This window comes from Arcicella sp. LKC2W (genome assembly GCF_034931005.1).
Lineage (GTDB): Bacteria > Bacteroidota > Bacteroidia > Cytophagales > Spirosomataceae > Arcicella.
This window is the reverse complement of record NZ_JAYGIN010000027.1, coordinates 1-19,961: the sequence shown is the minus strand read 5'-3', so window position 1 is coordinate 19,961 and position 19,961 is coordinate 1. Positions and strand designations below refer to the sequence as shown.

The following is a 19,961-nucleotide window of genomic DNA, read 5'->3' as shown; positions in this document are numbered from 1 at the left end:
CCCTCATCGGGTTACAATTCTAACAATTTTTGTTCAGCCGAAGGCAAACGAAAATCAATATTCCAACCCATTGAACTTGCCATTTGCGTAAGCATTACCACCGCTTGTTTCTTGGCAATTTTGGGTAATTCACTGGCAATTGCCTTGTTTTGCATGGTCTGTTTTGCATCAGCGAGTAAAGCGGTATATTCTTCATTCTTAAACTTGTTAAAAAGTCCTTGGTCGATGTCATAAAATTTATAGTCTGAATCGGTACTCAGAATTTCAGGTTCTGGAAACTCCTCAATAATCATTTTGCGAGAACCTTCTTCCCAACGCACTTTCACTTTTGCAAAGTCAAAACCTACCAAAACCTTCGCTTTTGCTACAATTAAGGCTTTTTTATTGAGTGTATGTAAGCCAAATAAGACTTCTTTTTCGGAAGTATGGTCGTATATTTCAGAGAAATGACCTTCTGCCAAAACGATTTTAAAGACTTTTTCTATCTTTTCTAATAAAACGGTTGACTCATTTTTGATGAGCATTCCTTCTTTATTCGTGAATTTATGATAGACAGAAAAAATCCCGAAACCTGCGGCAATTCCGATTAAGCAAAAGATGATATTTAAGATTGATAACATTTTAGGAAGTTTTTGAAATTAGCAACAAGCAATTTTATAAAATATACTGTAAAGTTTTTACAGAACAACAATATATTTTGATTAGAAATGATAAAACGAAATATAATTTTCTGAAATCAAAATTTACAGGGATTGAAATGTGCATTTTATTAGAAAAAATTGTAAAAAAATGGTAATTTCGAAGTTGAAATTAAGTAATTATTTCATATCATTCCCTAAAACTAATTCAAAACACAATTAACCCCATGCAACAACAAGGATTACAAGCACTTGACTATGGAGTATTTTTATTCTATTTCGTAGTGGTGTCATTTTACGGCTACTGGATTTATAACAAGAAAAAATCAAAAGAGACAAATACACAAGATTTCTTTTTAGCTGAAGGTTCACTGACTTGGTGGGCGATTGGTTCATCATTGATTGCATCAAATATTTCGGCAGAACAAATGATTGGTATGTCGGGAAATGGGTTTTCAATGGGACTTGGTATTTCAACTTACGAATGGATGGCAGCGGCTACCCTTATTGTTGTTGCGGTGTTTTTCATGCCAATTTATTTGAAAAATAAAATTTCAACGATGCCACAATTTTTGAGCCAACGTTATAACAAAACGGTGAGTTTGATTATGGCAATTTTCTGGTTGATTCTTTACATCGCCGTTAATTTAACGTCTATTTTATATTTAGGAGCATTAGCAGTATCAGGTATTTCTGGCATTGATTTTTATACTTGTATGATTTTCTTGGCTGTTTTTGCGGTAATCATTACCGTTGGTGGTATGAAAGTTATTGGTTTTACTGACGTTATTCAAGTGTTTTTCTTGGTAATTGGTGGTTTAGCAGCGACGTATTTGGCAGTAAATTTAGTATCTGATAAATACGAAATGGAAGGTTTAGTGAACGGTTTTAAGTTAATGACTCAAAATCACGACGACCACTTCCACATGATTTATCCAAAAGGAAATTCAAATTATATGGCTTTGCCAGGTTTAACAGTTCTTTTTGGCGGTATGTGGATTGTAAACCTTAACTATTGGGGTTGTAATCAGTACATTACGCAACGTGCTTTAGGTGCAGATTTGGACACGGCTCGTAAAGGTTTATTATTTGCAGCTTTCTTAAAATTATTGATGCCGATTATTGTAACATTGCCAGGTATTGCGGCTTATGCTTTATATCAAAAAGGAATGTTCCAACAAGAAATGTTAGACGCAACGGGTCAGTTTAATCAAGATAGAGCTTATCCTGTATTGTTAAATTTATTGCCTGCTGGTTTGAAAGGACTTTCATTTGCGGCTCTTACGGCGGCGGTTGTGGCTTCATTAGCGGGTAAGGCAAACAGTATTTCTACCATTTTTACGTTGGACGTTTTTAGACCATATTTTGCAAAAGATATGACTGAACAAAAATTAGTTTGGACTGGAAGAATCGTTATCGTTGTGTCAATGATTTTGGCAATTGTTATTTCTCCATTCATGGGTATTGACAAAAAAGGTGGTTTTCAATTCATTCAAGAAATGACAGGTTTGCTTTCTCCAGGTATTTTTGCGGCATTTATTATGGGTTTCTTCTGGAAAAAAACCAACTCGGCAGGAGCATTTTTCGCTATTGTGGGTGGTTTCCTAATCGCTTTGTCGATGCACTTGAACTTGTTACCAGGAACAGATTGGACACAAGTTCCATTCCTTGACCGTATGGGTTGGGTTTTCGTAATTTGTGTGTCAGTGATGTTTGTGTTGAGTCTTGTATTACCTGACGAAAACAAAGGCTTAGAAATTGATGCTTCAATGTTCAAAACGACAAGAGGCTTTGCCATTGGTGCAGCTATTGTTTTGATTGCCATTGTAACACTTTATACTGTATTCTGGTAAAATTTTGATATTCAAAAAGATAGATAGCGTCGAAGAAATTTGACGCTATTTTTTTGCTTAAACCATTCATCCATCATTAACATTATTTTAACATTTTCTACTTTTTTTAGACTTGGCTAAATGGCTAACTTTGTAAGTCAAAAACTTAATCATCAATAAATTATGAATAAATTTTACCTTCTAATCCTTTTTTTCGCAACGTTCAAAATTTCTGCTCAAGATATTTTCTTACCTGATTCAATTAAAAAGAATGTGGAAGCAACTCGCATAAACATTAATTTAAAAGTTGATGGAAAATTGGACGAAACGGTTTGGAATCAAGCACAAGCCATTACTGATTTTGTCCAAGTTGAACCCAAACAAAAAGAACCTGCTAACCAAAAAACAGTATTCAAACTTCTTTATAATGCTGATTATCTGTATGTTGGGGCAATTATGTATGAACCTGAAGGAAAAAAGGCTCTTCGGGTTCCCAATCTCCAACGTGATTTTGATTACGGTGGAAGCGACCAGATTGGTGTTACCATTGACGGTTTCAATGATGAACGAAATGCTATGGTTTTTATGGCAAATCCTTACGGTTCGCAACGTGATTTATTGACTTTTGATGACCAAATTTTTGATGAAGATTGGGACGGACTTTGGCGTGTTCGTACTACTCGCACAGATACCGCTTGGATTGCAGAATTTGCGATTCCTTGGCAAACGCTTCGTTATCAGCCTAATAAAGATTTACAAACGTGGAGTATTAACTTTTTTCGTCTTCGTAGAATGACCAATGAGCAAACAATTTGGTCGGCTTTGCCACGTGCATTTTCGCCTTCGAGGATGCAGTATGCAGGGAAGTTGACAAACTTACAAGCTCCGCCACCTTCGCCAAATATTAGAGTTCAGCCTTATTTTTTAATATCAGACAATCGTTATAATGGCTCAGAATTATACGATAAAAAAGATGGTTCTTCGGTAAAAGTTGGTGGCGAAATAAAATGGGCAGTTACACCAAATACCGTGATGGATTTGACCTATAATACCGATTTTGCCCAAGCCGATGCCGACCGACAAGTGAATAATTTGAGCCGACTTTCTGTGTTTTTTCCAGAACGTCGTCAGTTTTTCTTAGAAAATGCCTCTTTATTTGCCGCAGGAATATCTCCAATTGATGAAAATTTTGGTGGACAGCAAATTATACAACCGTTTTTTAGTAGAAGTATTGGTTTGAATGGAAAAGGAACACCTATTCCAATTGATATTGGTTTTAGATTGGTAAATCGTTCTTTGAAAAGTAATGCAGGGCTTCTGTACGTTCGTCAGCGAGAAGTTGATGATAATTTAGCGACTAATTTTTTTGTAGGACGCTACTCTCAAAATGTAGGAAAACAAAATAGAATAGGTTTAATTGGTGCTTGGAAAAACGATGCACTTCATAATAATGTAACTGGAGCAGTCGATGGTTTTTTTAGAATTAATGAAAGTACCAATCTTAATTCTATGGTGATGTTTTCGGGTGGGACAGCTCAAAATATGGGTTTTGCAGGACATTATCAATTTTTGCATAAGGGCATTAACTGGATTTATTGGCTTAGTCAAAATGTTAATAATAAGGATTTTAACCCCGAAATGGGTTTCGTTTCTCGCCCTGATGTAGTTGAAAATTCAATAGGAGGGTATTGGCTGAATCGTGGAAAATGGTTGCCCAAATTTGTCAGAAGTTTTGAACCTGGAGGGTATTACAATAATTACTATTCTGCCACAACGGGAAAATTGGTTGAGGAACGACTGAATTTTAATCCTATTTGGTTTAGTCTTCAAAGTGGTGCAGGAGTTGGTGTTTTTACAGATTCATATTATCAATTATTGGATTATTCAGATGGAAGCGAACCGCTTTCGTTTTTCAACGTAGAAATTCCACAAGGTAAATATAATTATACTCGTTATAGTGCGGTTTGGTTTAGTGACAGGTCGAAGAAGGTTTCAGTTTTTGTCAATGCCGAAACGGGAAAATATTATAATGGGAATTTAACAACCATTTCTGGAAATTTTAGAATTGCACCGATTCCCCATGTTTCGATAGAGGGACGTTTTGCCAATAATAGTTATAATAATTTAGGCGTAAAATCAGCGTCAGGAAATACGCAACTTTATACACTTTCAGGACGTTTTGCTCTAAACCCAAGAGTGCAGTTAATTGGGTTTTATCAGCATAATTCTATCAATAATTTTGATGTTTGGAATGTGCGTTTTTCTTGGGAATACCGTCCGCTTTCATTTATATATTTAGTTCTGAATAAACGTGGATACGACGATTATCGCACGTATTTGTCTAATGACGGTTTAAGTCGTATAAAAACTAATGAATTATCTCGTCAAAATGAACAACAAAGCATCATTAAGGTTTCCTATTTAAAGCAGTTTTAGGTGGTTGATTAGTTATTGGTTAAGGTGGTTGATTGGTTATTGGTTAAATAGTTATTGGTGATTTTACACATTCTAATATGTATTTATTTAAAAGCCTTTACAAACTTTCTCAAAAACAGTCTGTTTGTATTGCATACGAAGCTTCCAGTTACCAATAACTAATACACCAGTGACCAATAACCAATAACAAATAAATGAATAGAGAAACCGATATAAAAAACATTCGCCCAATCCTGACCTTTGAAATTGAAGCAGAAGGTGAATTAGAGAAATTTCAGAACGAAGTATTACGCCCAATTTTAAAACTTCAACACGATTTATTGAGCCAAATTTTTAAAACCTATTGCGATAAACGTAAGGGAACATTTTACAAACTTTCAGATAAAGACAAGTTAATGTACGTTGACCAAGCCGTTAGGAAAGACATGAAGTTCAAGCATTATCTTGAAGGCATCATTACAGGAGTTTTTACGTTGGAAGAATACCAGAATTTCTTAAAAAATGAAGAAGAATTAACAAAACGAATGGTGAATTTGTTGGTGCAAAGGTTGCAAAGTACGATGTAATTTATCGGAACTATGATTTATTAGATTCAAAGATTTTTGGATTTCTGTTTTAATAATCCTTCAATTATCCAATCCAATAAATCATAGTTCAGACAAAACTAACTCACCAACTCCAAAGTATTCTGTAACTGAGTATATGAAGCGTAAAGTTGTTCAATCTGCTTCGCAATGTTTGGCGTAAAAGTTCCTACTTCTCGACGAGTAAAAGTTGAGATTTCAAAGCCTCTTTTTTGTAAAAAATATTTAGAAACCGTTGGATAAACATGGTGCATAACGTCCATGTTTTTAATCAAAAAATGCTGAACATTTGTTACTTCTTCTTGTAAGTCGTCATTGTTGTAATTATCACATAACCAGACGATTAGTTCTGGAAAATAATTGCCTTGAATGCACGATAAACCCGCTGAACCTGCCTTTAAAGTATCCACCGCATGAGCCATATACGCATCATACAAACCGAAAGTTGGAGCGTCGGCGGTTACGGCTAATTTTTGCTTGATAGTGTCAAGATTCAAGCAAGTATCTTTATGATAAATTACCCGTCCTGTATCAACAAATAAACGCAATTGCTCGGGCGATAACAGACGTTTATAAGGCACAGGACATTCATAAAAGCCGACAGGAATATTCTCTGTTTTATCTAATAAACGAAACACGTTATCATTAAAAACTGCATCCGAATCTGACTCCTTCGCAATTAGTCCTGCCAATAAAATAACCGCTTGAGTTCCTGTATTATGTACTTTTTTGATAAAATCTGCTTGTGTTTCAATACTTCCCTCAAAAGTACCCGTTGCCACCACAGGAGCAGTTCCATTCGTAATTTTAATAATATGTTCAATGGTTTGCAGACGTTCTTTTTCTGTCAATTCAAACATTTCGCTCGAAAGACAATTGGCAAATAAACCACTTGCTCCTGCTTCCAAATAAAGTTCGGTGAGGTGCGTTAATCCGTCAAAATCTATTGCTCCATTGTCTTTAAAAGGCGTGAGCATTACGGGGATAAATCCCTTTTTTGTTGTTGTATTTTCCATGATAGATTTCAATAAGCCAAAAGCTTATTTTGAGTTATGTCTTCTGAATTTTGTCAGCATAATTCCGACTAAAAAGATAGTAAGCGTACCCACCACAATAATCATATTTTTGTGGAGAGGATTGCGTAAATAGGCGTATTCGTCTGGCAAAGCAACTGAAAATGTCATCCAAATAATGACTAAAATACCGATGATTGTGGCTAAAATAGCTTCGTGATTTTGAGTTTTTTTGCTGATAATTCCTAAGAGGAAAAGCCCTAACATTCCCGCTGCAAAAATGCCTGATAATTGCCACCAAACATCCAAAACGCTCTTTACGCCAATCATGGCTATGCCTGTTCCCATGCCGAGCAAACCAAAAACAACTGTTGCCAAATGTAATAAACGTAAATGTTGTTTTTCGTTGAGGTCTTTTTTGAAATAGCGTTGATAAATATCCACTGAAAATACCGTTGCTGAAGCATTCATTCCAGAACTAATGGTACTCATGGCGGCAGATAAAATGGCCGAAACAATTAAGCCCATCAAGCCCGCTGGAATTTTTGTTACCATAAAATGAGGCATTACTTTATCGCCATAATCGGCAGGTTGTAGTGTTGCCATGATTGCCTTTAATTCATCAGGTGTGCCGTTGGGTAGTTTTTCTAAAGCCACTTGATATTTGAGTAAATCTATCAATTCTGGATGCAATTGATAGTAAGCAAAAAGGCAAGAACCTATAATAAAAAAGAGTAGCGAAGCAGGAATGTACAGCCAAACACAAAGCCAAAGCGATTTGGTGGCTTTTTCATTAGAATTGGTGGTGTGATAGCGTTGCACATAATTTTGATCCATACCAAAATTATTGAGATTGATAAAAAAACCGTACAAAAGCACTACCCAAAAAGAAGATTCTACAAAGTTTGGTTTGAATGTTCCGAGACTAAATTTATCATTTGCCTGCCCAATTTCGATAACTTTTGAAATACCGTTTGGCATCTCGTGAATGATTAAATAAAAAATCAATAAAGCTCCAAAAGTTTTGACAACCGCTTGAACTACTTCCGTCCAGATAACCGCTTCAATTCCTCCTAAAACGGTATAGAAAATGATACAAACACCCATAACCAACATAATGAGTTCCATTGAAAAACCCGTTAATGCTTGCAAACTGAGGGCAATACCGAAGAAAATTGAACCCATTCGAGCCAATTGAGTGAGTAGAAAACATACAACTGCGTAAGTTCTTGCCCATGAACCAAAACGTTTTTCGAGGTTAGTATAGGCGGAAACTTCGCCTGTATTTCGGTAAAAAGGAATGAAATATTTGGAGGCTATCCAAGCGGCTAAAGGCATGGATAAACTAAAAACAAAGGCGTTCCAATTGCCTCCGTAAGCTTTTCCTGGAACACCCAAAAAAGTATTGCTACTCAAGAAAGTGGCATAAATAGATGCTCCAATTGCCCATCCAGGAATTTTACCCGAAGCGGTAGTGAATTGCTCCGAATTTTTATTGGTACGAGAAAAGTAAAAACCAACCAATATCATGCCCAGTAGGTATAGGACAATGATTAAGAGGTCGAAAATTGGCAGGTTTTTCATCGTTAAGTATATCAGTTTTTTCTACAAAATTAGCATACGAATGTACTGATAACTTATAGCATTTTTCTGATATATTATACGATATTATGATGTTTTCTAAAATTGAAAATAAATAAACTGTGAAGGTGCGTCGTACATTCCTAAGAATAAAATGGCCAAAATAATGCCGTAATACAAAACCCAACGTACTAATAATGGTTTTTGATTGATGACAGTTCTAAGGCTTTGACCACGTTGGAAAAAGTGAACTATTTCCATTACAAATAAAGCAAAAACTATCATAGCAAAATTAGTAATACCTTGTCCCAAAAAGATATTTTTCTCAATAAATGCCTTACTTCCAATTTGTTGTAATTGCTCTCCCAAGCCCGTAAACAAGTGCGTAGCGATGTAAGAAGCCGATTTGAAATCAACCGCACGGAAGAAAATCCAAGCGAAGGAAGTCAAGCAGAAAATGGTAATAACTTGAATAATTTTATAAAGTGTTGGCAATTTCGGAAGCCCGATGGTGTTTACGATTTTGTTTCTAAATGCCGCCGTTTGATTCGCAAAAACCAAATAAAATCCGTGAATTGCCCCCCAAATAACAAAGTTCCAACTCGCTCCATGCCAAATACCCGACACCAGGAAAACGATGAAAAGGTTATATTCTCTTTTCCATTTAGAAACTCTATTTCCACCTAATGAAAAATATAAATAATCTCTGAACCAAGTCGAAAGTGAAATGTGCCAACGTCGCCAAAATTCGGAGATAGTTTTTGAATAATACGGTCGGTCAAAGTTCTTCATCAACTCAAATCCCATTACTTGTGCCGAACCCAAAGCAATGTCTGAATATCCCGAGAAATCGCAAAAAATCTGAATAGAAAACAATGCCGTAGCTACAATTAAAGGTATTCCTGTTTGCTGATAAGGGTCATTATAAACTTGATTCACCATCACTGCCAAGCGGTCAGCAATGACTACTTTCTTGAACATTCCCCAAGCCATGAGTTTTAGCCCATCGGTAACTCGCTGATAATCAAAGCTGTGATTTTCGTAGAATTGATGTAGAACATTTTGTGGACGTTCGATTGGACCTGCTACTAATTGCGGATAAAACATGACGTACAAAGAATAAATCCCGAAATGACGTTCTGCTTTTTGGTTTCCTCTGTAAACTTCAATCGTGTAAGACATTGCTTGGAAAGTATGGAATGACAAACCGATTGGTAACAAAATCTTTAAATATGGAATCGGATTTTCGAGAGCAAAACCTTTCAAAAGCCACGAGATATTATCATTTAAAAAATTGTAATATTTGAAGATTGCTAAAACGCCAATATTAGCAATTAAACTGAGTGTGAGGTAGAATTTACGCTTTTTACCTTCCGATTGTTCGATATAAATTCCTGCGTAGTAGTCAACTACGATGGTAAAACCCAAAATAAGCATATAAATGGGTACGAATGCCATGTAGAAATAGCAACTCGCCGCCAGTAATAAAGCCCAACGAAAACGAAACGGAAGTACAAAGTACAGAATCGTAACGATGGGAAAGAAAATTAAAAATTCGATGGAATTAAAAAGCATAATATTAATGAATAGTGTTCTTTAATGACTTAATGAGTTTTTGGGTACGTTCAATCCGACAGTCTTTGTAAAGATGAAAATGCGTATCATAAAAGCAATCATCGGGATAAATATCGTCAGCTAAACGGTTGATTTTTTGGCAGTTAACTTCTTTTTGAATGAGCTGCTCAAAAATGCCTAAAGCTTTTTTATTCGTTTCAAAACCTGTTTGAGAAAACGAAGGAAAGTACCAATAAACTTGTGCTTTCTTGGCTTTAACGGCTTCGATGAATTGATTAATTAATTGAATTTCAGACGAATAATCGTCGTTTTGGATAGAGACTAAATCGCCAAGTGGTCGGATTGGAGGATTATTCAAATGAGCCAATAAATCTCCTTTTTTAGAAAATCCTTTTCGATAATAATCTGAAATGGTATCGTTGATTTGGGGTGATTTTATACGATTTGGAAAGAAAATCATATTGCGGGCATACCGTACCAAAAAGGTCGTTTCTTTCTCAATTCGCTCGGCATAATTTTGATAATCTACGTATCCATGAGCAGGAGCATAGGCAAAAGCGGCCATTTCTTTTGAATAATCATCGCCCGATTTCTTTAGGTAATATTCTGGACTAAGTATCACAATATCACCGTTTTGTACTTCACTGAGGGTTTCTTTTAAAACGAAATCTAAGCCAAACCCAGCGTATAAACCTAAATTGACAACAGGAATGCGAAGGGCTTTTTCGATAGAATCAGAGGCAATACCAAACGCTAAATTTGAACCGCCCGCTAAGATAATTTTAGGCTTGTGAATAGTTTTGGCAAAACGATGTTTGTCGGCAATTGAAGCAAAATAATTTGTTTCAATATCTCCTCTGAAATAGATAATACCAAAGATAGTTGATGCTATCAAGGCGAATAATAATGTTATTTTAAGATAAAATTTCAGCAAAATGAGAATAATTGACAGTTTATAATTAATCATTAATAATTGACAGCAAATAATTATCAATTATTTAAACTCCTTCTTGTTCCAATAATTGGATTAATCTGGACGTGAAAATTTTACGCCCTTGTGCATTTAAGTGATAAACATTATCGAAGAAAAAACTATCGTCTAAAACAGAATTTTCGGGCGTTCCTAAAATGGGGAATTTGAGTTGAGTTCTGTACTCTTGCTCAATTTTTTTCACCACTGGCATATTTTTTTCATAACCACTTTCGGTATAACTCGGAAAGGTGAAAAGTACCTTAACACCTTTCTGTTGAGCAAAAGTTGCAAAGTCGTTTAAGTCTTTTATTTGTTGGCTAAATTCTATGTCGGTAGATAATTCTGGATTACTAAAAGTAGGTTGAGAGTTGTTTAAATGACCTACCAAATCGCCATTTTTGTCAAAACACTTTCTGAAAAATACCGAAGTTGTATCCTCAATACTGATTGGTTTATTTCTTGTTCCTGCCCAAAATTCACCAATTAATAAACGACAATCTGAAAGTCGGTGGTTTGTATAAGCACTCACTTCATCGGTAAAAGAGTCGAAATGAATCCATTTTTTTGCGTGCGGATAAAAATCTGAAATAATCAATTGTTCTTCATATTTACCTTGAGAGGTAGTGACATATTCTAAAGTAATCAGCACGATATCTCCTTTTTTGACAGTGGACGTAAGTTGTTCCATCATGAATTTACTGCCCAAATTGAAGTGTAATGCAGCATTTACAACGGGGATTTCTAACTCTTTTGATAGTAAATCGCTATCCACACCAAAAGCCATGCTTGAGCCACTCATTAGTATCAGTCGTGGCGAAGGTACAGAGTCAAGCAAGTGCATTTTATCAATGAAAGTAGCTAAATAAGCATTTCCAGAACGAGGGTCAAATGTCAAATCTGCCTTTCGTAGTCCATCAATTGTAATTAAAGGAACAATGGCAATGAATAATATTTTTGTAAAAAAACGAATAAGTTTCAAAATAAATATTGTGTTGTCTTTAGATATAAGTGATTGATTTACTGTTGATTATTCATAAATTAAGTATTTTTTACGAATAGCTTTGTACTTATCCAAATCATTTTTCCACGAAGCTCTAATTTGTTGTTCAGACACGCCCGCAATAATTTGTTTACGTAAAGAATCACTTCCTGCCAATTTGTCAAAAAATGAAGGACTACTGAAAAACTTAGTTTTATCTTCTGAATTATTGTAAAAATCAATCACGTATTTTAAGTTAATTTTAGAGCTACGAGCGTTGATTTTTGATAAGTCTAAACCATAACATAATTTGCCTTCTTGCGGTGGATTAGTGGCTCCTGCTTTATCTTCAGGCTTGAAAGTAAAGCTCCCGTTTTTAGGATTTGGTGAGCCAATTACTTGAAATTGCTTATCCGTTCCACGTCCCACACTCACAACAGTTCCTTCAAAAAAGCAGATAGAAGGATACAATAACATTGATTGTAAGTTTGGCAAATTTGGTGATGGTGCAATAGGAGGGGAGTAAGGCATTGAATGGTTATAGTTTAAACACTTGATAACCTTTAAGTTACATTTTTTGTTGCCCCCTAACCAGCCTTCGCCATTTATCATTTGAGCCAATTCGCCAACTGTACAACCGTGTACAACTGGAATAGTATTTAAACCCACAAATGAAGCAAATTTTTTGTTCAAAACCTCTCCATCAACATAGTGTCCGTTTGGATTTGGACGGTCTAAAATCAATAATTCTTTAGTCTGTTCCGCACACGCTTCCATAACGTAGTGCATGGTAGAAGTGTACGTATAAAATCTTGTTCCAACATCTTGAATGTCAAAAATTACGATGTCAATACCTTCCAATTGAGCCGCAGAAGGCTTTTTGTTTGAACCGTACAAAGAAACAATCGGTAATCCTGTTTTTTTATCAATCCCATTTTTTACGTGTTCTCCTGCATCAGCCGTTCCTCTGAAACCATGTTCAGGAGCAAAAATCGTCTTGATTTTTATTCCTAAAGAAATCAAAGAATCTGCTAAGTGAGTTTTGCCAATTGTGGAAGTGTGATTAACAACCAAAGCGACGGTTTTACTTTTCAAATCTGAAATGTAAAGATTGGTTTGTTCTGCTCCAGTTTTAAGGTTTTTATTCGTTTCTGTTTGGCTCGAAGCACAAGCAGAAGCCATAAAGTAAAGAAAAGCGATGATGATGTTTTTGATAGCTTGCAGTTTCATAGATTATTTTTTAGTTTGATGATTTCATCTTCCGAAAGCCCTGTTAAGACAGAAATAACATTTATGGGTACATTTTCAGTCAGTGCTTTCTGAGCAATTTCAATGTTTTTCAACTTCATTCCTTCCATTATTCCTTCCTCTCTTCCTTCTTCTCTTCCTTCTTCTTTCCCTTTCTTCTCACCTTCTAAATAAGCTGTGTTTGTGACATTTGTCAAATCTCTGTAATACTTCAAACTGTCTTCATATTGTTCAAACTCTTGTTTGGAAAATTTGGCAATTTCTGCTGCTTTGAATAACTTTTTGAAAATTTTGTCCTGTAATCTATTGGGAATATTTTCTAAGCGATGAAGATTTTTGAAAACATAAAGCCATTTATCAAAATGTGTTTCTAATTGCTCTTCAGTCTTCTGAAAATTGGGCATTTCTAAATAGATATACGTCAGTTTATCGTAAAATATTTCACTATCTTGGTCTTTCAATTGAACAACATGAAGAACTTTTTGCTCTTCTTTGTCTTCTGCAAAAACAAAATCCAAAATGCCTACGGTATAAACTGCTGATAATTGAAAATCCCATTCCCCTCGAACAGCTTGTTCTTGAATAGGAAATGTTGAGTAATAAATACTTCGTTCTTTAAAGAAATTCTGTTTTGCTTTTTGTATTTCAACAATAAATTTATCCCCTTTTTCGCTTGTACAATATAGGTCAAAGATGGCTTTTCTATCACGGTCAGTATTTCCTAAGTATTCACTTTTGGTGTATGTTAAATCTTTGATTTGATGCTTTTCTGGTAAAATCTGATTCAAAAAATCAATCATTAAATCTTTATTTGGCTCTGTTCCAAACAGTTTTTTAAAGCCAAAGTCTGTAAAAGGGTTAATATATTTATCTTTAAGCATCTTTTTGATTTTTACTTGAAATAAACGTCATTTGTACGATAAAACAAATTTACAAAATACCGCATGAATTTTCCCTATTTCATTTCCCAACGTATTCAAAATACTAAAACTTCCTCTTTTTCGGGTACTGTTACCAAAATTGGTGTGGGTAGTATTGCGGTTGGGCTGGCGGTGATGATTCTTGCCTTTGCCGTTTTGTTTGGATTCAAAGATGCCATCAATCAAAAATTATTTAGTCTTTCTGGACATCTTAAAGTGGCTAAGTTTTCAGCCAATGAATCATACGAAGAATACCCAATTACGAAACAATCTGATTTATTCAGAAACTATAAAAATATTCCTGATGTGACTCATTTACAGACTGTTATTCAAAAAGCAGGAATCTTGAAAACCCGTCAGGATATTTTGGGTGTTGTGATGAAAGGCATTAGTAAAGACTTCGATTTTGAGCGTTTTCAACCAAATATTATTGAAGGACAACAAATTTCTTTTACCGATACCACTTATTCAAAAGACATTTTGATAAGTAAAATTATAGCCAATAAATTACAACTGAAAGTAGGAGATTCTCCTATTATTTATTTCTTGAATGCTCCTGACCGTCCCCGAAAATTGAATGTAAAAGGCATTTATGAAACCAGTTTGGAGGAATTTGACAAAAATCTTATCATTGGTGACATGGGATTGATTCAACGAATAAATGGCTGGGGAGCAGATTCTGTTGGGAGTTATGAAATTTATGTGAGAGATTTTGACCAATTGAATGCTTCTACTAAAATTATTCAAGATAAACTGCAACCCGACATGAAGATGGAGAAAATCACGGATACATTTATGGGCTTGTTTGATTGGCTCGGAATGTTGGATAGAAATATGGTTATTTTTTTGACTTTAATTTTATTCGTTGCTTGTTTCAATATGATTTCAATTCTCTTAGTGTTGATGCTCGAACGCACGCCCATGATTGGTGTTTTGAAGGCTCTCGGAGGAAGTGATTGGCAAATAAGGAAAGTCTTTTTGTGGAGTGGATTTTCAATGATTTTTAGAGGATTAGCCTACGGGAATATCTTAGGAATTGGCATTTGTTTACTCCAAAAATATTATAAAATTATTCCGCTTGATGCTGCTAATTATTATATGAATACCGTTCCGATTATGTTGGATTGGCGAGTAATTTTCTTACTCAATCTCGCTACGGTTTCCTTAGTAATTTTGGTCTTAATTATTCCAACTTTTGTCATCACAAGAATTGAACCTGTCAAGGCAATTGTATTTCGGAAGTAAAGTAACACAGACTTTAGTCTGTATTTGAGTAGTGGTTAGTGTTTTGGAAGTAAAGTAACACAGACTTTAGTCTGTTCATGTAAACAGACTAAAGTCTGTGTTACTACTACTACAACAACGCTGCACCAAAAACACCTGCACTATCCCCTAAAAGTGGTTTTACGATGGGCGTAGTTACTTTTTTGTTATTGAAAATGTATTTTTTTATACGCTCGTAGCCTTCAGTATAAAGTAAATCAATATTGCCAACGCCGCCGCCAATCACAATTAAATCAGGGTCAAGGACATTGATTAAAGTTGAAATTCCACGACCGTAATATTCCAGCATTCTGTCTATTGTGGCTTCTGCATGAATGTCGGTTTTGGCTTCGTATCTTTCCAAAATCTCTTTTAATTTCAAGCGATTTCCTGTTTGTTTTTCGTAAAAATTCTCTAAGCCACTTCCCGAAATAACTTTTTCGGCACAGCCTGATTTTCCGCAGTAACAAGCATCACCATTTTCTTCCAAAATATTATGTCCCCATTCGCCACCAATACCGTGATGTCCACCAATTACTTTTCCGTGAACGACCAAACCTCCACCAACGCCAGTTCCCATAATTACGCCAAAAACTAACTCCGCATTTGGATAGTTTTTGCCCGCACCCATCAATGCCTCAGCCAAAGCAAAACTATTGGCATCGTTGGCAATTTTTACAGGAACACCTAATACTTTTTCTAAATCTTCGTGCATCGGATTGCCGTTCATGCAAACCGTATTGCAATTTTTCATGGTTTGCGTTGCTGGGTCAAGAACACCTGGCGTTGCAAAGCCAATTTTATTGGGTTTTTCCCCCAATTCTTCCGAAACTAAATTGACTAATTTTACAATTTGACTGAGAATGTGGTCATAACCTTGGTCGGCCTCAGTAGGTACACGCTTTCTGGCTATTACCGATAAATTATTTTCACTGTCTAATACGGCACATTCAATTTTTGTTCCGCCTAAATCTATACCCCAAAGTTTCATCAGATTGTAATTGTATTTTTAATGATAAGTTTATATTTAATATGATAAATTATTGTAAATGAGTAGTTTGTGTCTATTTAGTCTTATTGAAAATCCACTGTAATTTGCTCAATTGTGTATTGTCTTGTACGTATCCACGCACGTATTTTTCGATAAATTCGGCATCCTTTTTATCAATGGTCTTAACGCCTTTATAGAATTCGTCAATTACTTCGATGGCTTTTGCTGCTTGGTTAGCCTTGAATAATGCACGGGTTTCAATTAATAGAAAACGTCCTGCTATTGACTGCTTATCAATTCCAATTTTACGTAAATTATCTTTCATCGTTGCCAATTTTTCTAAAGAATAATTACTGGCACGGCTACAATATAAACTGTACATGACGATATTTTCAACGGTAGAAACCACTTCTTTTTTACCATATTTGGCGTAATAACTGTCCAAATTATTCACCACGTGTTTAAATAAAGTATTTTCATCATCAAGTACAACTTTTTGTAATACTAAAAAGTTACTTGGACTTGTAAATCCTGCTGCTTCTTGTTTTTTAGCGTAAGTATTCATCGCCGCAATGTTGTACGTTGTATCACAAATCATACGACACATATAAGCGTATTCTATCAAAAAATTATCTTCTTGAACGCCTTGCTCAAAATAACCTTTATACGAAGCCGTGTTTTTAGTTGGGTCAATGGCACGGTCAGCCAGCGTTTTTAGGTACGCTTCATTGTTTTGTTCATCGCCCGCAGGTTGAATATGAAGTAGGTTTTCATCTTTATCCCAAAAACTCATCGTTGGCGTTGCAACCACATAAATATTGTGTTTTTGGCGTAAAGCACGTCCTTCTGCTGAATTAACTTCTACTTGATACGATACAAAACGTTGGTTATAATATGCTCCAACTTTGGGGTTGGTATCAAAAGTTTTTTTGAAGTTTTCGCAGTGAGGACAACCGTTTGCGTAGATTTCTATAAAAACGGGTTTGTTTTGTTTTTTGGCAATTTCAAACGCACTTTTAAGTCCTGTTTTTACAAACGAAATGCCTTTGGTTTGAGCATTTAACGTTTGCGTAAATAAAAGAATGGTGAATAGGGTTATGTTTTTTAACATGATATGATGATAAAATTTAATGTTTTACAATGTTTAGTATGAAACTCATTTAGGCTACAAAAATTCCTGTTCTGCTTGTTGCCAATGAGCCACAGAATCAGCCTGAGGGTTTCGCCCTGAACTTTCCCAAATTTGATATGCCCGTAGCCGAATTTTTGCATCAATTTGAGCATCTTTCCAGAAATGTTCGCATTTATTTAGGATAAAATTAAATGGAATACTTCCGAAGAAATCTTGTCGTCCTTCAATTTCGGCAGTATAACGGTAGCATAGTTTTTTTATTGGGCAATCACCGCCCCCGCACATGGTAATATCGTAAGGCATAAGGGGATTTTGTTAGTTTTTCACAGGTGCGAATTAACAAAATAAAATCAATAAATTCTACAAAGCTGTGCGTTTCGAGGTAAATTCAGATTTTGGTAAATAAAAAAGTGAGCTGAATAATATTTCTATTCAGCTCACTTTTTTGTTAGTCTGTTTTCTACGATAAGCTATTTTCGCTATTGGCTACTAATAATTCTAATAAGCGGTAACTGATTGTTTATTAGGGGTTTAAGTTTTTTGTTTGTCGCAAATAGCAAATCGCTTTTTATAAATCAATCGACTAATTTATGTTTTTCATTGTATGCAAAGGCAAATATGATAATTTCGCCAAGAATACCTACGGTTGCCGTGAAAGTATCGCCCAACCAAATGAGAAGGAACGAAAATATGCAAAATATAGCGATGAGTTGAAATGTGGAAAGTTCGTTACTGTCTTGGTGACTTTGTTGTGATGCTGACATAGTTTTTGATTTTAGAATTAAAGAATAATATTCAAATTAGCGTTTGACACACGCAATTGATTCTGTTTGAAATTTCTGTTTTGAGATATAAAGTATTGTATTTTTGAGGTCTTTAAAATTTTGGTTTATAAATTATACCCAAGATATGAATAAATATAAAAAAATCAAGCTTTTTTTGATTGTTCTATCCATTTTTTTCATTGAATCTTTTAAAGTATCTGCCCAATATTCAGACAAATGGATTTCATTGAAATACGAATCTGTAAGGCATAAACCTAATCATTTTTATTTCTCAAAGATTTTGGATGAGCGTCGAGATAGAGGCAAGATAGGGGAGGTTTATGGGATAAATAAACTTGAAAAACAACTAAAATTAAGCGGAGGAACTGTAAAAACGCTTCAAACCTATTTGTCAAAGGCATTTAGTAAAAATGCCTCAGATTATGCTATTATTTTTAAAGTTAAAGAGTTATTTGTGAATGAAAATATTGAAAATTCAAGCATAAAAGGGAAGTGTAAAATAAAAGTTTCATACAGTTTTCAACGGGATACGACCGAAATAGAATTGGCTGATTTTCAGACTGCTATTACTTATACACGTTCGTTGGGAGATTATAATAATTATGAAATATTGATAAGTAAAGTTCTCGAAAAATCAGTCAATTATTTTGATGAATGGATGGACGAAAATTATGATAAAAATCCTAAACTGATAAAGTCCATTAATTTGATTGTTAAGCCAGATTATTTATTGGATAATCCAGAAAAAGGAGACACCATATTTTGGTCGCCAACACGAAAAATGGCTTGGAATGATTTTAAGGGTGAAATGCCTCGAAGTACAAAGTTTTCTGCCCAAATATTTAATAATTTCGAGTATTTAGCTCCTTTGAAATTGGAAGATGGTATTTTGACGATAGATTTACAGATGAAGGTTTATATGTTGAAAAGTATGTCTTGGACTTCCTCCACGAGTCTTTCCGATTATAGTATTGCTCATGAACAATTACATTTTGATTTGACAAAACTCGTCGTTGAACGCTTTAAAGAAAAAGCCAAACAGATTTTGACCGTTGATAATTATGATAGCGAATTACAGCTTCTTTTTATCGAAATGTACCGTGAAATGAATAAAATTCAGAAAAATTATGACGATGAAACCAACCACAGTATCAATGTTTTTGAACAACAAAAGTGGCAAAGTTCTACAATTGAAAAAATGAGAAATTTAGGAATTAGATAAATTAAATATAAATGAAAAAATTATCAATGGACGATTTGAATCGTCTTTCGGTTGAGGAGTTTAAAGAGACGGATAAATTTCCTTACGTACTTATTTTGGATGATATAAGAAGTATGAATAACATCGGTTCGGTTTTCAGAACGAGCGATGCTTTTAAGGTTGAAAAGGTATATTTATGTGGTATTACGGCAACACCGCCACACCGAGAAATTCAAAAAACAGCACTCGGTGCAGATGAAACCGTAACTTGGGAACACGTTGAAGATGTTGTGCAATTAGTAAAAAAGCTCCAAGCAGAAGGTTATATTGTGGCAGCCGTTGAGCAGGTAGAAAACAGTGTATCATTACTTGATTTTCAACCTGAAGTCAATCAGAAATATGCTTTTGTGTTTGGTAATGAGGTTTTTGGGGTCAATCAAAGTGTTGTAGAGCAAGCTGATTTTTGTTTAGAAATTCCACAATATGGCACAAAACATTCCCTCAATATTTCAGTAACAGCAGGCGTAGTTTCTTGGGATTTTGTAAGTAAGGTTTTGAGGAGTTTATGAGTTAAGGGTTTATGAGTAAAGGGTTTATGAGTTTATGAGTAAAGAGTTTATGAGTTTATGAGTAAAGAGTTTATGAGTAAAGAGTTTATGAGTTAAGGGTTTATGAGTTAAGGGTTAAGGGTTGTCCCGTCCTAAAATAGGTTGACTTTTTTGATTATTTGTAAACTTAGAAAAGTCCAAGTTGTTGTCCAAATTTTTGTTTGTTAATTGTTCTTTCATCGACGTAAATATTCATTTTAAC

Annotated in this window: 18 protein-coding genes; 6 read left to right on the top strand and 12 right to left on the bottom strand. The window is 34.9% G+C overall.

Annotated features, from left to right (window positions below; translation table 11 throughout):
• Window positions 1-11 precede the first annotated feature (11 nt).
• A complete protein-coding gene (locus VB796_RS19810) occupies window positions 12-620 on the bottom strand; it encodes a DUF4230 domain-containing protein (RefSeq protein WP_323348325.1) in 609 nt (202 codons plus the stop codon).
• Window positions 621-865: 245 nt separating this feature from the next.
• On the opposite strand from VB796_RS19810, the gene VB796_RS19805 reads away from it, so the two are divergent.
• From VB796_RS19805 to VB796_RS19795, 3 genes are all read left to right on the top strand, one after another.
• Complete coding sequence (locus VB796_RS19805) at window positions 866-2,491, top strand: sodium:solute symporter family transporter (RefSeq protein ID WP_323348324.1); 1,626 nt, start codon at window positions 866-868, stop codon at window positions 2,489-2,491.
• A 162-nt stretch (window positions 2,492-2,653) separates the two neighbouring features.
• On the top strand, window positions 2,654-4,906 hold the full coding sequence (locus tag VB796_RS19800) for a DUF5916 domain-containing protein (protein ID WP_323348323.1): 2,253 nt from the start codon (window positions 2,654-2,656) through the stop codon (window positions 4,904-4,906).
• 194 nt (window positions 4,907-5,100) lie between these two features.
• On the top strand, window positions 5,101-5,472 hold the full coding sequence (locus VB796_RS19795) for a glyoxalase (RefSeq protein ID WP_323348322.1): 372 nt from the start codon (window positions 5,101-5,103) through the stop codon (window positions 5,470-5,472).
• A 98-nt stretch (window positions 5,473-5,570) separates the two neighbouring features.
• Here the strand turns inward: VB796_RS19795 and VB796_RS19790 are convergent, their stop codons facing one another.
• From VB796_RS19790 to VB796_RS19760, 7 genes are all read right to left on the bottom strand, one after another.
• The gene (locus VB796_RS19790; RefSeq protein ID WP_323348321.1) at window positions 5,571-6,506 is read right to left on the bottom strand and encodes a dihydrodipicolinate synthase family protein; all 936 of its coding nucleotides are present in this window, start codon (window positions 6,504-6,506) and stop codon (window positions 5,571-5,573) included.
• Window positions 6,507-6,530: 24 nt separating this feature from the next.
• Window positions 6,531-8,087, bottom strand: coding sequence for a sodium:solute symporter (locus VB796_RS19785; protein ID WP_323348320.1), 1,557 nt, complete (start codon window positions 8,085-8,087; stop codon window positions 6,531-6,533).
• A gap of 96 nt (window positions 8,088-8,183) precedes the next feature.
• A complete protein-coding gene (locus VB796_RS19780; RefSeq protein WP_323348319.1) occupies window positions 8,184-9,659 on the bottom strand; it encodes an MBOAT family O-acyltransferase in 1,476 nt (491 codons plus the stop codon).
• A 4-nt stretch (window positions 9,660-9,663) separates the two neighbouring features.
• Entirely contained in the window at window positions 9,664-10,554 is an 891-nt protein-coding gene (locus VB796_RS19775) for a hypothetical protein (RefSeq protein ID WP_323348318.1), read from the bottom strand.
• A 103-nt stretch (window positions 10,555-10,657) separates the two neighbouring features.
• Window positions 10,658-11,611: a hypothetical protein gene (locus tag VB796_RS19770; protein WP_323348317.1), complete on the bottom strand. Its 954-nt coding sequence runs from the start codon at window positions 11,609-11,611 to the stop codon at window positions 10,658-10,660.
• 48 nt (window positions 11,612-11,659) lie between these two features.
• On the bottom strand, window positions 11,660-12,841 hold the full coding sequence (locus tag VB796_RS19765) for a DUF1343 domain-containing protein (protein WP_323348316.1): 1,182 nt from the start codon (window positions 12,839-12,841) through the stop codon (window positions 11,660-11,662).
• Complete coding sequence (locus tag VB796_RS19760; protein WP_323348315.1) at window positions 12,838-13,740, bottom strand: Rpn family recombination-promoting nuclease/putative transposase; 903 nt, start codon at window positions 13,738-13,740, stop codon at window positions 12,838-12,840. Before VB796_RS19760 ends, VB796_RS19765 begins: the two co-directional genes overlap by 4 nt.
• Window positions 13,741-13,803: 63 nt before the next feature.
• Here VB796_RS19760 and VB796_RS19755 point away from each other — a divergent pair, with 63 nt between their 5' ends.
• A complete protein-coding gene (locus tag VB796_RS19755) occupies window positions 13,804-15,024 on the top strand; it encodes an ABC transporter permease (RefSeq protein ID WP_323348314.1) in 1,221 nt (406 codons plus the stop codon).
• Window positions 15,025-15,133: 109 nt separating this feature from the next.
• Here VB796_RS19755 and VB796_RS19750 read toward each other — a convergent pair whose 3' ends face one another.
• From VB796_RS19750 to VB796_RS19735, 4 genes are all read right to left on the bottom strand, one after another.
• Window positions 15,134-16,033, bottom strand: coding sequence for an ROK family protein (locus VB796_RS19750; protein WP_416233533.1), 900 nt, complete (start codon window positions 16,031-16,033; stop codon window positions 15,134-15,136).
• 73 nt (window positions 16,034-16,106) lie between these two features.
• Window positions 16,107-17,144 (bottom strand): thioredoxin family protein, encoded by a 1,038-nt coding sequence (locus VB796_RS19745; RefSeq protein ID WP_323348313.1) that lies wholly within the window; start codon window positions 17,142-17,144, stop codon window positions 16,107-16,109.
• 54 nt (window positions 17,145-17,198) lie between these two features.
• The gene (locus tag VB796_RS19740; protein WP_323348312.1) at window positions 17,199-17,468 is read right to left on the bottom strand and encodes a DUF2934 domain-containing protein; all 270 of its coding nucleotides are present in this window, start codon (window positions 17,466-17,468) and stop codon (window positions 17,199-17,201) included.
• Window positions 17,469-17,740: 272 nt separating this feature from the next.
• The gene (locus VB796_RS19735) at window positions 17,741-17,929 is read right to left on the bottom strand and encodes a hypothetical protein (RefSeq protein WP_323348311.1); all 189 of its coding nucleotides are present in this window, start codon (window positions 17,927-17,929) and stop codon (window positions 17,741-17,743) included.
• Between the two features lie 145 nt (window positions 17,930-18,074).
• On the opposite strand from VB796_RS19735, the gene VB796_RS19730 reads away from it, so the two are divergent.
• Both VB796_RS19730 and VB796_RS19725 read left to right on the top strand, forming a co-directional pair.
• Window positions 18,075-19,172, top strand: coding sequence for a hypothetical protein (locus VB796_RS19730; protein WP_323348310.1), 1,098 nt, complete (start codon window positions 18,075-18,077; stop codon window positions 19,170-19,172).
• Window positions 19,173-19,183: 11 nt separating this feature from the next.
• Window positions 19,184-19,720 carry an RNA methyltransferase gene (locus VB796_RS19725; RefSeq protein ID WP_323348309.1) on the top strand — a complete coding sequence of 179 codons (537 nt, stop codon included), beginning with the start codon at window positions 19,184-19,186 and terminating at the stop codon, window positions 19,718-19,720.
• Window positions 19,721-19,961 lie beyond the last annotated feature (241 nt).

Excerpts from the sequence above, each read along its gene's own strand:
- VB796_RS19810 (WP_323348325.1), bottom strand. The coding sequence starts at position 620 with ATGTTATCAATCTTAAATATCATCTTTTGCTTAATCGGAATTGCCGCA.
- VB796_RS19805 (WP_323348324.1), top strand. The coding sequence starts at position 866 with ATGCAACAACAAGGATTACAAGCACTTGACTATGGAGTATTTTTATTC.
- VB796_RS19800 (WP_323348323.1), top strand. The coding sequence starts at position 2,654 with ATGAATAAATTTTACCTTCTAATCCTTTTTTTCGCAACGTTCAAAATT.
- VB796_RS19795 (WP_323348322.1), top strand. The coding sequence starts at position 5,101 with ATGAATAGAGAAACCGATATAAAAAACATTCGCCCAATCCTGACCTTT.
- VB796_RS19790 (WP_323348321.1), bottom strand. The coding sequence starts at position 6,506 with ATGGAAAATACAACAACAAAAAAGGGATTTATCCCCGTAATGCTCACG.
- VB796_RS19785 (WP_323348320.1), bottom strand. The coding sequence starts at position 8,087 with ATGAAAAACCTGCCAATTTTCGACCTCTTAATCATTGTCCTATACCTA.
- VB796_RS19780 (WP_323348319.1), bottom strand. The coding sequence starts at position 9,659 with ATGCTTTTTAATTCCATCGAATTTTTAATTTTCTTTCCCATCGTTACG.
- VB796_RS19765 (WP_323348316.1), bottom strand. The coding sequence starts at position 12,841 with ATGAAACTGCAAGCTATCAAAAACATCATCATCGCTTTTCTTTACTTT.
- VB796_RS19760 (WP_323348315.1), bottom strand. The coding sequence starts at position 13,740 with ATGCTTAAAGATAAATATATTAACCCTTTTACAGACTTTGGCTTTAAA.
- VB796_RS19755 (WP_323348314.1), top strand. The coding sequence starts at position 13,804 with ATGAATTTTCCCTATTTCATTTCCCAACGTATTCAAAATACTAAAACT.
- VB796_RS19750 (WP_416233533.1), bottom strand. The coding sequence starts at position 16,033 with ATGAAACTTTGGGGTATAGATTTAGGCGGAACAAAAATTGAATGTGCC.
- VB796_RS19745 (WP_323348313.1), bottom strand. The coding sequence starts at position 17,144 with ATGTTAAAAAACATAACCCTATTCACCATTCTTTTATTTACGCAAACG.
- VB796_RS19740 (WP_323348312.1), bottom strand. The coding sequence starts at position 17,468 with ATGCCTTACGATATTACCATGTGCGGGGGCGGTGATTGCCCAATAAAA.
- VB796_RS19735 (WP_323348311.1), bottom strand. The coding sequence starts at position 17,929 with ATGTCAGCATCACAACAAAGTCACCAAGACAGTAACGAACTTTCCACA.
- VB796_RS19730 (WP_323348310.1), top strand. The coding sequence starts at position 18,075 with ATGAATAAATATAAAAAAATCAAGCTTTTTTTGATTGTTCTATCCATT.
- VB796_RS19725 (WP_323348309.1), top strand. The coding sequence starts at position 19,184 with ATGAAAAAATTATCAATGGACGATTTGAATCGTCTTTCGGTTGAGGAG.